This window comes from Halomonas sp. 1513 (assembly GCA_001971685.1).
Taxonomy (GTDB): Bacteria; Pseudomonadota; Gammaproteobacteria; order Pseudomonadales; family Halomonadaceae; genus Franzmannia.
Genome location: CP019326.1, coordinates 651,639 through 664,753, shown reverse-complemented (window position 1 = coordinate 664,753; position 13,115 = coordinate 651,639). Strand labels below are relative to the sequence as shown.

Annotated in this window: 13 protein-coding genes; 2 read left to right on the top strand and 11 right to left on the bottom strand. The window is 66.1% G+C overall.

Annotation, left to right across the window (positions count from 1 at the left end; all coding sequences use genetic code 11):
* The first annotated feature begins 24 nt into the window (after positions 1-24).
* Both BWR19_03060 and BWR19_03055 read left to right on the top strand, forming a co-directional pair.
* Positions 25-1,743, top strand: a complete 1,719-nt coding sequence (locus tag BWR19_03060; GenBank protein ID APX92008.1) for a hypothetical protein — start codon at positions 25-27, stop codon at positions 1,741-1,743.
* A gap of 14 nt (positions 1,744-1,757) precedes the next feature.
* Complete coding sequence (locus BWR19_03055) at positions 1,758-2,042, top strand: hypothetical protein (protein APX94873.1); 285 nt, start codon at positions 1,758-1,760, stop codon at positions 2,040-2,042.
* A gap of 12 nt (positions 2,043-2,054) precedes the next feature.
* Here the strand turns inward: BWR19_03055 and BWR19_03050 are convergent, their stop codons facing one another.
* From BWR19_03050 to BWR19_03000, 11 genes are all read right to left on the bottom strand, one after another.
* The gene (locus BWR19_03050) at positions 2,055-3,242 is read right to left on the bottom strand and encodes a Xaa-Pro aminopeptidase (protein APX92007.1); all 1,188 of its coding nucleotides are present in this window, start codon (positions 3,240-3,242) and stop codon (positions 2,055-2,057) included.
* A 49-nt stretch (positions 3,243-3,291) separates the two neighbouring features.
* Positions 3,292-4,131 (bottom strand): alpha/beta hydrolase, encoded by an 840-nt coding sequence (locus BWR19_03045; protein APX92006.1) that lies wholly within the window; start codon positions 4,129-4,131, stop codon positions 3,292-3,294.
* Entirely contained in the window at positions 4,131-4,712 is a 582-nt protein-coding gene (locus BWR19_03040; protein APX92005.1) for a rhomboid family intramembrane serine protease, read from the bottom strand. Before BWR19_03040 ends, BWR19_03045 begins: the two co-directional genes overlap by 1 nt.
* 64 nt (positions 4,713-4,776) lie before the next feature.
* Positions 4,777-4,968 (bottom strand): 4-oxalocrotonate tautomerase, encoded by a 192-nt coding sequence (locus BWR19_03035; GenBank protein APX92004.1) that lies wholly within the window; start codon positions 4,966-4,968, stop codon positions 4,777-4,779.
* Positions 4,969-5,034: 66 nt separating this feature from the next.
* Entirely contained in the window at positions 5,035-5,772 is a 738-nt protein-coding gene (locus BWR19_03030) for an amidase (protein APX92003.1), read from the bottom strand.
* Positions 5,773-6,007: 235 nt separating this feature from the next.
* Positions 6,008-7,888, bottom strand: coding sequence for a chemotaxis protein (locus tag BWR19_03025; GenBank protein ID APX94872.1), 1,881 nt, complete (start codon positions 7,886-7,888; stop codon positions 6,008-6,010).
* Positions 7,889-8,237: 349 nt separating this feature from the next.
* A complete protein-coding gene (locus BWR19_03020) occupies positions 8,238-9,098 on the bottom strand; it encodes a serine protein kinase RIO (protein APX92002.1) in 861 nt (286 codons plus the stop codon).
* A 19-nt stretch (positions 9,099-9,117) separates the two neighbouring features.
* Entirely contained in the window at positions 9,118-10,509 is a 1,392-nt protein-coding gene (locus tag BWR19_03015; GenBank protein ID APX94871.1) for an ATP-dependent RNA helicase DbpA, read from the bottom strand.
* Positions 10,510-10,609: 100 nt separating this feature from the next.
* Positions 10,610-11,296, bottom strand: coding sequence for a hypothetical protein (locus BWR19_03010; GenBank protein APX92001.1), 687 nt, complete (start codon positions 11,294-11,296; stop codon positions 10,610-10,612).
* An 18-nt stretch (positions 11,297-11,314) separates the two neighbouring features.
* Positions 11,315-12,601, bottom strand: coding sequence for a C4-dicarboxylate ABC transporter (locus BWR19_03005; GenBank protein APX92000.1), 1,287 nt, complete (start codon positions 12,599-12,601; stop codon positions 11,315-11,317).
* Positions 12,601-13,113 (bottom strand): C4-dicarboxylate ABC transporter permease, encoded by a 513-nt coding sequence (locus BWR19_03000; GenBank protein APX91999.1) that lies wholly within the window; start codon positions 13,111-13,113, stop codon positions 12,601-12,603. The genes BWR19_03005 and BWR19_03000 overlap by 1 nt, the downstream gene beginning before the upstream one ends.
* Positions 13,114-13,115: the final 2 nt, after the last annotated feature.

Genomic DNA, 13,115 nt, shown 5'->3' with positions numbered 1-13,115 from the left:
AACCATCCGGAGCCTGGAGACTCGATGAACGACACCGATACGAAAGCGACTCAGGGACTTGTCAAGCGAGCCACCGGCATGCACGACCTGGATAGCGTCACCCTTGGAGGCCTGCCAGCGGGCGGCGCCACCCTGGTGATCGGCGAGCCGGGGTGCGGCAAGACAATCCTCGGCATGCAGATCCTCGCCAGCGCCCTGGCGCGCGGTGGGGGCGGCGTCTTCATGAGCTTCGAAGAGTCCCCCGAGCAGATCCTGCGCAATGCCGATGGTTTCCGCTGGGGGAGGCAACTGCGCGAGTCGTCTCGCTGCGAAATCCTCGATGGTCAATCAATGCAGGGGGCCGAGTTCTCGGGAGCCTTCGATATCGAGGGGCTACTCGCCGTGCTGAATCACTGCATCAGGCGCGTGGAAGGCCACTGGATCATCCTCGACGGGATCGACCAACTGCTGCGGCGCCAACCCGACAGCCAGATGGCCATCGATCAGGTCGCCCTGCTCAATGACTGGTGCATCGAGCATGGAGTTTCCCTGCTGCTGACCGGCAAGCATACAGGCAACGATCGACCCCATGCGGATCACCTCACCGGCGTCGAGTTCATGCTGTCCACCATCCTGGTTCTGTCGAGCAGCCTGGTGGACAAGCGCCTCAATCGTCGCTTCCGCATTGCCAAGTATCGCGGTACTCGCCACAACCCCGATGAGCTTGCCATGCTGATCGACGATACCGGCATTCACCTCCCCTATGCCGAGCCCTTCGACGCCGAGGCGGTGCCTGCCGTCGGCGAACGTCTCGGCACAGGCATCGAGCGCCTCGACAAAATACTCGATGGCGGCGTCTATCGCGGTTCCATCACGCTGATATCCGGCCAACCGGGCACCTCCAAGACGACACTGGGAGCGGCGTTCGTCGCAGCCGCCGCCAAGCGTGGCGAGCGTGCCTTGCTGATCAGCTTCGACGAGTTTGCCCGCCAGATCGTGCGCAATGTTGCCACGCTTGGCATCGACCTGCAGTCGCCCATCGACAGCGGCCTGCTGAGAGTCATTGCCCGCGCCAGCTGGAGCGCCCTGGTCGAGGAGCACTACATGGCCCTGATAGGCCTGATCGACGAGTTCCAGCCCGACTGTCTGGTCATTGATCCAGCCTCAGCGCTACTCAAGTCATCCGGTGCCGAAAGCGCTTTCCTGGCCCTGGAGCGCCTGCTTGCCGTGACCCGCAGCCGGGGCATCACCACCATGCTCACATCACTATCCGAGGCCGATGACCCCTTCAACGAATCGACGCTCAGCCATGCCTCAACCCTCGCCGATACCTGGATCGTGCTGCATTACCAGGTCAACGGCGGTGAACGCAATCGCTCACTGTCGGTGGTCAAGTCGAGGGGAACGGCCCACTCCAACCAGGTCCGCGAGATGATCCTTTCCTCCAAGGGCGTCGATCTCGCCGATGCCTACCCCTTCGGTAGTGACGTCCTGATGGGCACCGCGCGCGTCCAGAAGGAAAGCGAAGAAGCCGCCCTGCGGCAACGCCAGATCAAGGAACGCCTACGCCAGCAGCGGCAACTGCAACTGGAGATCGACAAGACCCGTGGCCTCATCGAGCAAGGCCAGGCCGAATTGCAACGCCTGCAGGAGGAACTGGAGGCCGAGCACCAGGACCAGACGGAAACCGACCGCGGTGCGGACCGTCACCAAGATACTATCCTAAGTCGCCGCGAACCCGGCCAGGGAGAGCGCAAACCGTGAAAAGCTTAAGCTCCATCGCAAATGACCAGCACCACAGCCCTCTTATCCTGTTCGTGACCGGCGAGGCGCCTCGCTCGCGACGAGCCCGCTATAACCTCAGCTCTGCTCTTAAAGCCGCCGGACTCGACAAGTCACCGGCCCACCAGATCGACCTGCTACGTGACCCGGAACAGGCTATCAGCTTTGGTATCTTCGCCACTCCTGCCCTGATGCACATCGACGCCGCAGGCAATCGCAGCGTGCTCTATGGGGATCTTTCCGACCAAGCCAGGCTTGCGCGCTTCCTCTCTGCGCTTTGACGCTCCTGACCATCAGCCAGGCAGCTCGCGCAGGCGCCAGTCGTTGTCGGTCAAGGCGACCCCGCCGCGCTCGGTGACCAGCACCGTATCGCTGAGCCCGATCCCCCAGCGGCCGGGTAGGCGCAGGCAGAGCGGCAGGTGAAAGACCATGCCGGCCTCGAAGCGGCGCCTCTGCCCTGCCGCAATGTAGCCGGTGCCCTCGACCCAGCTGGGCGGGAACTGCGCCCCCACCGCATAGCCAAACACCCCGGAGTGGAAGAGCGTCTCCTGCCACCCCGACAGCAGCGCCTCGGCGGCCTGGGCCGCGGCATCGAAGGTCTCTCCCGGCTGCATATGGCGACACAGTGCCTCGCCCAGCTCACCGCATAGGTCGGCCACGGCCTGCATCTCATGACTCGCCTGCCCGGCGATGGCGGTGCGCATCATCGGCGCGGTGTAGCGCTGATAGGCGGCACCGAACTCGAGGAACACCGGGTCCCCCGCCGCGATCACCCGGCGCTTGTGGTTGACGTGGATGACGCTGATGCGCTCACCGCTGGTGACGATCGGCTGCAGGCTCATGAACTCGCTGCCCGCGGCGAGCAGCGCCTGGGCGCCCTCGGCGGCCACCTCGTTGTCGGTCACGCCGGGACGAATCACCGCCATGGCCGCCTCGAGCCCCGCCGAGGTGATCCGTGCACTCTCCCTGAGACAGGCAAGCTCGGCATCGCTCTTGACGATACGCACGCCATCGAGCAGCGCCCCTGCCTCGTGGAATCGCTCGGCCCCGAGCCGCGCCGTGAGCGCCGCCATCACGCCCTGCCGCAAGCCCGCCTGCCAGCCATCGATCCCCACCTGGGCACACGGCGCCAGCAGGTCGCAGAGCGGGTCGATGACCTCATCGGGGTTCTCCCAGCGGTAGCCGATGATCTCGTCGGCGCGGGCCGTGACCACCGCCGCCCCGGTCTCGATGGAGGCCACCTGCAGCACTAGCCGCTGGGCGGTGCACACCAGGCAGGCGTGCACCGAGACCTCGAAGGTGTGGTAGCCGGTGAGGTAGTTGATATCGGCGGGGTCGGTGAGCAGCAGCGCCTCGAGGCCCTGGCGCAGCATCGCGGCGCGCACCTTGCTTAGCCGCGCCTCGTACTCGTCGGCGCTGAAGGGCAGTTCGCTGCGCGCCAGGGTCGCGGCAAGCGTGTGGCGATAGGCGGTGTAATCCATGGCACACTCCGGTTATCCGTCTTCTCAGACGCACCTAGAGTGTAGAAGCTCAGCGGGGGCGCGACAGGCCGGCCTCTTCGGCCAGGAAGGCGTCGATGCCCTCCAGGTAGTCGGCCTCGCTGTCCACGAAGCCGGTGTTGTGGCCGCCGCTGATCGTCAGCAGCTGCTTGGGGGCGTTGGCGGCGCGGTAGACCGCCTCGCCCTCGTCGTAGGGAATCACCTCGTCATCGCGGCTGTGAATCACCAGCAGCGGCGCCGAGATCCGCGTCACGTAGGATTCCACCGGGTAGTCGATGCGCGCCAGCCAGCGCGCCGGCAGGAACGGATAGAGTCGCTGGGCCAGCTCCGGCACCGAGCGAAACGGCGACTCGAGGATCACCGCCGCAGGGGCGGTCTGCTGCTCCAGGCTCGCCGCGAGCTCCGCGGCCACCGCCGCGCCCAGCGAGCGGCCGAATACCACGGTCTCGTCGGGCGCCACCCCCGCCTCATCCTGCAGCCACTGCCAGGCGGCACGGGCATCCAGCGCCGTGCCCTCTTCCGACGGCCGCCCCTCGCTGCGCCCGTAGCCGCGATAGTCGATGATCAGCACCGACAGCCCCAGGCGCTGGAACTGGGCAATGCTCTCCAGCCGGTGGGAGATATTGCCGGCGTTGCCGTGGAAGAACAGCAGGCTGCCGCGGGGCTCGGGGGCGGGTAGCCACCAGGCATCGAGGGCCAGCTCGTCCTCGGTGGTGAGGGTCACGTCTTCCCACGCCAGGCCGCGGTCGGCCGGGGTGGCGACATGCTCGCGGCCGGCATGCGGCAAATACAGCAGGCGCTCCTGAAAGGCCCACATCAATACCACGACCAACACGTAGATCGCCGCCAGCGAGAGCAGTATGCGCATCATCAGATCAGCTCATTGGGATAGGTCGAGGCCATCAGCCCGAGCATGAATACCAAGCCCCAGGCGCCACCCCAAAGGTGGGCGCTGTGATTGACGTTATCATCGGCATGCCGCTGAGCCCACAGTGAATAAAGCACGTAGAGGGTGGCAAAGGCGATCGCCGGCACCGGCACCACGAACACGAACAGCAGCGACCAGGGCCGCAGCAGGATATAGGCGAACAGCACCGCGGCGACGGCACCTGAGGCACCTAGGCTCAGGTAGCTGGCATCACGCCGGTGACGCAGATGGGTCGGCAAGATCGCTACCAGCAGCCCGGCGACATAGAACAGTACGAACCCCAGCACCCCGATATGCGGCACCAGCACCAGCTCCATGACCGTACCGAACACGTAGAGAGTGACCATGTTGAAGGCCAGGTGCGTCACGTTGGCGTGCAGCAGGCCATGGCTGATCAAGCGCCACCATTGGCCCTGCGCCACCCCCGGCGGCCAGTAGATCAGCGCCCGCTTGAGTGCCGGCAGCGTCCAACCCAGCGCCGAGACGATCACCGTCAGGGCGACCAGCGTCAGGGTCACGTTCATGGGTTTGTTAGCAAGATAACCATGACCGCTGTGACCGCATCGGCCACATTAGGTGCCGAATCGATCAACTCGGCGCACGATCGCAGCCCATCACCCCGGCCTTGGCCCAGCCTTCGCCGTCGATCTCGTTGAAGAACACCTGCACCGACTCCGGCTCGAGGTCATAGACCTCGACGAAGGCTTGGGTAACGCGCCGCGCGAGTTCGCGCTTCTGCGCCAGGTCGCGGGGAAACTGCTGGATGGTGACGATCGGCATGCGGGGCTCCTCGAGGCGGGCAAAGCGCCATGGTCCGACGAAAAGGTGCCGCCTGGCAAACTCCGCTCATTCGGCGAGGAACGCTCGGTAGGCATCCCAGGCATCCTCGACGCCGGTGTCGAGGAAGTCCTTGCCATGCTCGACCCTGGCCAGCGAAGGATCGGAGCCCATGCGGCCATCGGGGAAGCGCCTGCGAAAGGTATCGGCATCGCAATCGGCGCTGCCCTTCGGCGCCAGCCGCGGCGACATCGCCACCGACTTCTCGACCCCGGCGGCGTACCACGAGAGCGCCACCTCCGAGGCGGTGGCGTGGCTGCCCTCGGCATCGCCGTACAGCGACTGCGCCAGATCGCGCCCACGCCGCCCGCTGAACCAGCTGTACAGCGACAGGTTCAGCGGCCGGTCGTCGCCGGCCAGGCTGCGCGTGGTATAGACCTCAGCGAAGGCTGCCTTGACGGTGGCGATGTTGCCACCGTGGCCGTTGAGGAAAAACACGTGGGTGAAGCCGTGGCGGGAAAGCGACTCGATGGTGTCGTGCAGCACCGCGATCAGGGTGCTGGGGGCCAGGCTCAGCGAGCCGGGAAAGGCCAGGTGGTGCTGGGCCATGCCGATATTCTGGGTCGGCGCCACCAGCACGTCGTGGCGCTCGCCGAGTGCCCAGGCGATCGCCTCGGGGCAGATCGCATCGGTGCCGATCAGGCCGTTGGGGCCATGCTGCTCGGTGGAGCCGATCGGCACGATGATACCCGTGTGACGGCTCAGGTAGGCCTCGACCTCCTGCCAGGTGGCGTGCTGCAGTCGCATGGCGGCTCCTCGACAAGGTTGGCAAGTAATATCAGGACAAGTGCAGATAGGCAGCATCGCTCGGAACTGATCCGTCGACAGCCCTGCGAGAAGGCGCTGTAAACCCATCCCTGGGCGCTACCTTGCGCCATCCATGGCGCAAACCTCCTCTTCGGGCTGTCCCCGGCGTCCTTCGCTCAGAGGCAGCTGACATGGCCCTTAGTGATATTCCACCTTAGCAGCAAACTGCCCTCTCTCAGTAGCTGGGCAACGCCGCCTGCCCCTCTTCGATCTTGAAGCGCTGGATCAGCCGGGCCAGCTCGCGGGCCTGGTCCTTGAGCGACTGGCTCGAAGTCGAGGCCTGCTCGACCAGCGCGGCGTTCTGCTGGGTGACCTCCTCGAGCTGACTGACCGCCTGATTGATCTGCTCGATCCCGGTGGACTGCTCGGTGGCCGCGGTGGCGATCTCGCCAACGAAGCTGGTGACCTGGTTGACGCCGTCGGCGATGGCCAGCAGCTGCTGGCTGGCCTCGGCGACCAGCGTCTCGCCCTCGTCGACCTTCTCGACGCTGGCGTTGACCACCCCGCGGATCTGGTTGGCCTCATCGGCGCAGCGTCCGGCCAGCTGGCGCACCTCGGAGGCCACCACCGCGAAGCCGCGGCCGTGCTCGCCGGCTCGCGCCGCCTCTACCGAGGCATTCAGTGCCAGCAGGTTGGTCTGGAAGGCAATCGCGTCGATCGCCTCGATGATGCTCACCACCCGCTGGTTGGCGTCCTTGATCGCCTGCATGGCCGCTGCCGCCTCGGTGCCCACACCGCTGGCCTGGCGCGCCTTGTCGTCGAGTTCCCGCGACAAGCGCTCGGCCTGGCCGGCGGAATCGGCGGTCTGACGCACGGTGGCGGTCATCTGCTCGATGCTGGTGGCGGTCTCGACCAGCGATGAGGACTGCTCCTCGGTGCGGCTGGCCAGATCCTCATTGCCCTGAGCGATCTCGCTGCTGGCGGTGCTCACCGACTCGGCGGTGCCCTTGATGTCGTGCATCATGCGCCGCAGGTTGGTCTGCATCTCGTCGATATGCGCCAGCAGGCTGGTGGTATCGCCGGGCTTGACCGGCACCCGCATGGTCAGGTCGCCGTCGACCACCCGGCGCACCACGTCGCTGGCCTGCTGAGGGTCGCCGCCCAGCGTCTTGACCACCGAGCGCACCACGCCAAGGCTGAACAGCACCGCTACGACCGCGATCACCGCGGTCATCGCCACCAGCAGCCAGAACACCCGGTGAACATCGGCCAGCGCCTCGCGCTCGGGCGTCTCGACTACCAGCCCCCAGTCGAGCCGCGGCAAATAGCTGAAGCTGCCGATCACCGGCGCGCCGGCGGCGTCATGGTACTGGCCAACGCCCACCTCGCCCGCGGCCACCGCCTCGGCGGCGCGGGTGGCAAGGGTGCTCTCGCCCTCGCCGAGCGACGCCACCGGCGTCACCGGGGTGCCGTCGCTGGCCAGCAGGAAGGTGTCCGAGCTGCCGCCCAGCGACATCTCGGCCATGCGCTCGAAGAGCACGCCGAGGCGTACCGCGGCGCGCACCACCCCTACCACGTCGCCACGATCATCATAGACCGGCACCACCACGTTACTGATCTGGTTACCGGTGGCCCGCGACACCAGCGGCTGCGAGAACACCATCTCGCCCTGTATCGCCTGCTGGAACCAGGCGCGGTCGGCGACGGCAAACTCCGCTGCCGCGCTCGGCGACATCACCTCGACGCCGTCGTCATAGCTCACCCCGGACACCCCGTGGCCGTCCGGGCCGACGAAGAAGATGGTGTCGTAGAAGCCGTCCTGGGCGGCGATCTGTGCCAGCAGGTGGTCGATCTGCTCGACCTCGACCCGGCGCACCGGATCGAGGCCGGCGATATAGCGCATGTCGTCCTGGCGCGCATCGAGCCACTGGCTGAACGACTCGGTCATCATCTCGCCGGTACCCTGCAGCTGGTTGATGGTCGCCTGGGTATAGGACTGGCGATATTGCAGATACACGAGGCTGGCGACCACGATTACCGATACCAGCACCAGTGACACGATCATCAGCGTCAGGCGGCCGCTGAAACCTAGACGACGATTTTTATTAGATTTTATTTCATTAACAGCGTGCCGATTATCCCGATCATGGTGATAATCATCGGGGGACGGCGTCAGCATTTGATTCATGGCGTAGCTCCTCTGCGAATCGGCGAGGCGCCGGCAGGCCTGCACGTGTCAGGCTGCCGAGACGATATTATCGAGTGGTGATGTTCTTGCTTCGATTATCGGCACTCGCCGCGCCGACTTTAGGCATACGCCGGAGGAGTCGTGTAAAAGATGGTAAACAACTGCTTTACGGAAGTCGCCATAACACTTAACCGTTATAGTCGACCGCCGCATAAATAACTTTTTATATTACGCTTCCCTATTATAAAAACTGACGCTTATTAAATGACTTACTCGATCAGTGCTCGTCTTGCTGCTCATCGGCCAGCGCCGCCATGCGCTCGGCGTGGGCCTCACGGGCGTCTTCGATGACCTCGAGTAGTTGGTCGACGTCGACCGCGCGGGTGTCGGGGGTAAAACAGCCGGTCAGCGGCGTGTCCGGCAGCAGCTCGCCGGCGGCATACAGCGCCCAGATCTCCTTGCCGTAGTCGGTGTCGAGCAGCGCCGGCGCGAAGCGGCCGAAGTAGCGGCGCATGTTGTCGACGTCACGCTCGAGCATGCTCGCGGCGCTGTTATTACCTGCGGCGTCCACCGCCTGGGGCAGGTCGATGATCACCGGACCGTGGGCGTCGACCAGCACGTTGAACTCGGAGAGGTCGCCGTGCACCAGGCCGGCACACAGCATGCGTACCACGTCGCGCATCACTTGGGCGTGATAGTCGATGGCCTGCTCGGCGCTCAGGCTCACGTCGTCGAGGCGCGGGGCGGCGTAGCCGTCTGCGTCCTGGATCATCTCCATCAGCAGCACGCCGTCGACGAAGCCAAACGGCTGCGGCACGCGCACCTCGGCCGCCGCCAGCCGGTAGAGCGCATCGACCTCGGCGTTCAGCCAGGCCTGCTCCTGCTCCTTCTGGCCGTAGCGGGTCTTCTTGGCCATGGCGCGCGTGCGGCGGCTGTTGCGATCGCGGCGCCCCTCCTGATACTGCGCCGCCTGCTTGAAACTGCGCTGCTTGGCTTCCTTGAAGACCTTGGCGCAGCGCAGCGCCTCGCCGCAGCGCACCACGTAGACCTGGGCTTCCTTACCGCTCATCAGCTGGGTGACGACCTCATCGATCATCCCATCCTCGATCAGCGGCTGTAGACGTTTGGGTATTTTCATGGCCTTAGTGTGGCATATATCAGTGGCGAATTCGGCGCACGCGAACGCGGCGCCCCTTGAGCGGGTCGGCGCTCAGCTTGGCCAGGGCCTGCTCGACCGCCTCGCGGCTGACCGCGACATAGGCGCTGCGCGCCAGCACCTTGATCTTGCCGACCTGGTCACCTGAAATACCGCCCTCGCCGGTCAGTGCACCCAGTATATCGCCGGGGCGCAGTTTCTGCTGCTTGCCGCTGCCGAGCTGCAGGGTCGCCATCGGCGGCGCCACCGGCTCGCGCTCGAGCACGCTGCGCGGCGGCAGCGTCGCTTCCTCGAGGGGCGCGCCGAGAAACTCGACGAGGCGCTCGAGGCGGTAGCTTTCGGCCTCGCTGACCAGCGTGCAGGCGACGCCGGAATCTCCCGCGCGCCCGGTGCGCCCGACCCGGTGGACATGCACCTCCAGGTCGCGGGCGATCTGGTAGTTGAAGACCGCGTCCAGCGCGGCGATGTCCAGCCCGCGGGCCGCCACGTCGGTGGCCACCAGGATCGAGGCGCTGCGGTTGGCAAACAGCACCAGCAGCCGGTCGCGGTCGGCCTGCTCGAGGTCGCCGTGCAGCGCCAGGGCGCTGAACCCTGCGTCGCACAGCGCCGCGGCCACCTCATCGGTCTCACGCTTGGTGTTGCAGAACACCACGCTCGAGGTGGGCCGCAGCGCCAGCAGCAGGCGTCGCAGGGCGTCGAAGCGCGCCGCCTCGTCGGCGACGCGGTAGACCCGCTGGTCGATGCTGCCGGCGTCATGGGTCGAGGCGATCTCGACGCGGGCCGGCTCGCGCAGCAGCGCCTCGGCCACCGCCTTGACCGCCTCGCTGTAAGTGGCGCTGAACAGCCAGGTCTGGCGGCGCGGCGGGGTCTCGGCAACGATCGCCTCGAGCGACGCCTGAAAGCCCATGTCGAGCATGCGGTCGGCCTCGTCGAGCACCAGCGTTTCCAGGCCGCGCAGGTTCAGCGAGCCCTTGCGCAGATGCTCCTCGACGCGCCCCGGGGTGCCCACCACGATGTGCGCGCCGTGGGCCAGCGAGCTGAGCTGCGGGCCCAGCGCCGCGCCGCCGCATAGCGTCAGCACCTTGACCTTGGCCAGCAGCCGCGCCAGGCGGCGCAGCTCCTCGGCGACCTGATCGGCCAGCTCGCGGGTCGGGCACAGCACCAGCGCCTGCACGCGAAAGCTCGCCACCTCGAGCCGCGACAGCAGCCCCAGGCCGAACGCCGCGGTCTTGCCCGAACCGGTCTGGGCCTGGGCGATCAGGTCGCGGCCGGCCAGCATCGGCGGCAGCCCCTTCGCCTGTACCGGCGTCATGCGCTGATAGCCCAGCGCCTCGAGGTTGGCGAGCAGTTCGGGGGCCAGCGGCAGCGCGCTGAAAGCAGCGTCGGCGGGGATATCGGACACGGCGGAGTACCTGAGGCGAGAATGCGGGCGGCGAGGATACCAGAAAGCGCACAACAGGTGCCGCCCGGCGGCGATATTTCTCCGCCCCAGGCTAGTCAGGCGGCGAGCCGCCACTGCGGGGCGCGCCGCGTGCCGCCTGCAGGGAGTGCTGCAGCATCACGGCCGCCTGGGTCGGATCGATTAGCGGTAGCGGTAGCGCCGGGGCCAACTGCGGGGCCAACCCAGCCAGCGGCCCGCCCGCGAGGATGATACTGCGGCATTCGCCCTGCTCGGCCACTTGCAGGCACAGCGCCAGCAGCGCCTCGGCGGCAACCGCCTGAATCTCACCAGGATCATCGGGTAGCGGCGTGTCGATCACATGGATACCGCTGAACAGGTGCTGCATTCGATAATCCTCGACCATCCAGCGCATCGAGGGCACCACCGCCGGGGCGAACGAGACGATGGCAAAGGGCCCACCCAGCGCCGCGGCGGTCAGCAGCGAGGCGTGGCCAATGCCCACCACCGGGCACGGCAGAAAAGCGCGCAGCGCATCGGCGCCGGTGTCGCCGAACGACGCCACGATCACGCCGTCCACCGGCGCCGCGAGGCCGCGCACACTCTCGACTACCGCCTGTTCGGCTCGCCGCGCATCGGCCGCATCGACGATGAGTGGCGGAGCACCGGTAGCCTCCATGGCCACTATCTCGACGCCTGGCGCGGCCACCTGCCGCGCCGCCGACGCAATATGCCGCGTCACGCTGGACGATGAGTTGGGGTTGATGACCAGAAGTCGCATAGCTACATCCCTGTCCGTTTAAAGAATGACCGACGGCAACCACAGCGACAGCGCCGGGAAGACGTTGATCAGCGCCAGCACCACCAGCATCGCACCGAGGAACCAGATCAGCGCCGGAATGATCGCGCCGATGCTGATTCGCGCGATCGAGCAGGTCACCAGTACCACCGAGGCCACCGGCGGGGTCTGCTGGCCGATGCCCAGATTGATGGTCACGATCAGGCCGAAGTGCACGCGGTCGATGCCCAACTGGTCGGCCAGCGGCAGGAAGATCGGCACCAGCATCAGGATCGCGGGGGTGCCGTGGACGATGGTCCCGGCCAGCAGGAAGAAGACGTTGATCGCCAGGAGCACGACCCAGTAGTTGTCGGAGATACCGAGGATCCCCTCGGCGATGTCCTGGGGGATGCCCTGGTTGGTCAGGTACCAGCCGAGCAGGGTCGAGGTGGCGACGATGAACATCAGCATGGCGCTGCGCTTGCCGGCCACCCGCAGGGTGTCGAGCAGCGAGCGGAAGGTCAGCGAACGGTAGTAGAGCGTGGCCAGCACGATGGCCCACAGCGCGGCCACGGCGCCCGCCTCGGTGGGTGTGAAGATGCCCCCCAAGATGCCGCCCAGGATCAGGATCGGCAGGGTGATCGGGATGATCGCCTCGCGACCGCTGCTGAGCACGTTCTTGAAATTGAACTTGCCCTCGATGGGATAGCCCTTGCGCACCGAGATCACGTAGGCGGTGAAGATCAGCGCGAAGCAGACCACGAACCCCGGCACGATCCCCGCCGCAAACAGCTGGGCGATGGAGGTATCCGAGACGTAGGCGTAGAGAATCAGGTTGAGACTCGGCGGCACGATGATCGCCATGGTCGCCGAAGTGGCGGTGACCGCCGCGGCGAACGCCACGTCGTAGCCGCGCTTCTTCATCTGCGGGATCATCACCGAGCCGATCGCCGCCGCATCCGAGGTGGCGGTGCCGGATATCTCCGAGAAGAACAGCGAGGTGAGGATGTTGACGTGGGCCAGGCCACCGCGGATATGCCCTACCAGCGAGCCGGCAAAATTGATCAGGCGCTCGGCGATCCGCCCCTGGTTCATCACCTCACCGGCAATCATGAACAGCAGCGCCGCAACCAGCAGGTAGTTGTTGGCCCCGCCGAAGGGCACCATACCCATGATCTGCGGCATCACGCTAGGATCGAGCAGGATCATGACCATCGCGGCCACCCCCAGCACGAAGGCGATCGGCATGCCGGTGAACAGGAAGACCACCAGCATCGTCAAAATCATGTAGCCAGGATCCATGGGCATCAGTCGGTCTCCGGGTAGAGGTCGGTGGGGTGGACTCTGCCGCTTACCAGGCCGAACAGCCGCCAGGCGGAGATCACTGCGATCAGCGCGAAGCCTACCGGCATGGCCCAGCGGAACAACGCCAGCGGCAGGTCGATGGAGATCAGCGAGCGGCCATGAAAGCCCATGCTGGCCAGCGAGCCGTAATAGAAGACGACCACGGCGAAGGTCAGCATGAAGGCGTGATTGACGCTCAGTACGATGCGCTGCCAGAGCATCGGCATCAGCCGCAGCACGCTGTCAAAGCCAAGGTGTTCGTTGATTTTCGTCAGGTAGGCGGCACCGATGAAGGTGAGGACTGCCAGCAGGTTGGCCGGCAGCTCCTCCCCCCATGACACCGACGAATTGAGCACGAAGCGCGAGAACACCGCGTAGTTGAGCAGCACCAGCAGCAGGCCTGCGAGCAGGATCACTACCGCATCCAGCAGCCGCAGCACCCAGCGGTCGACGAGCGTAAAGACGGACGGTGTCATGG

Excerpts from the sequence above, each read along its gene's own strand:
- BWR19_03060 (APX92008.1), top strand. The coding sequence starts at position 25 with ATGAACGACACCGATACGAAAGCGACTCAGGGACTTGTCAAGCGAGCC.
- BWR19_03050 (APX92007.1), bottom strand. The coding sequence starts at position 3,242 with ATGGATTACACCGCCTATCGCCACACGCTTGCCGCGACCCTGGCGCGC.
- BWR19_03045 (APX92006.1), bottom strand. The coding sequence starts at position 4,131 with ATGATGCGCATACTGCTCTCGCTGGCGGCGATCTACGTGTTGGTCGTG.
- BWR19_03040 (APX92005.1), bottom strand. The coding sequence starts at position 4,712 with ATGAACGTGACCCTGACGCTGGTCGCCCTGACGGTGATCGTCTCGGCG.
- BWR19_03035 (APX92004.1), bottom strand. The coding sequence starts at position 4,968 with ATGCCGATCGTCACCATCCAGCAGTTTCCCCGCGACCTGGCGCAGAAG.
- BWR19_03030 (APX92003.1), bottom strand. The coding sequence starts at position 5,772 with ATGCGACTGCAGCACGCCACCTGGCAGGAGGTCGAGGCCTACCTGAGC.
- BWR19_03020 (APX92002.1), bottom strand. The coding sequence starts at position 9,098 with ATGAAAATACCCAAACGTCTACAGCCGCTGATCGAGGATGGGATGATC.
- BWR19_03010 (APX92001.1), bottom strand. The coding sequence starts at position 11,296 with ATGCGACTTCTGGTCATCAACCCCAACTCATCGTCCAGCGTGACGCGG.
- BWR19_03005 (APX92000.1), bottom strand. The coding sequence starts at position 12,601 with ATGCCCATGGATCCTGGCTACATGATTTTGACGATGCTGGTGGTCTTC.
- BWR19_03000 (APX91999.1), bottom strand. The coding sequence starts at position 13,113 with ATGACACCGTCCGTCTTTACGCTCGTCGACCGCTGGGTGCTGCGGCTG.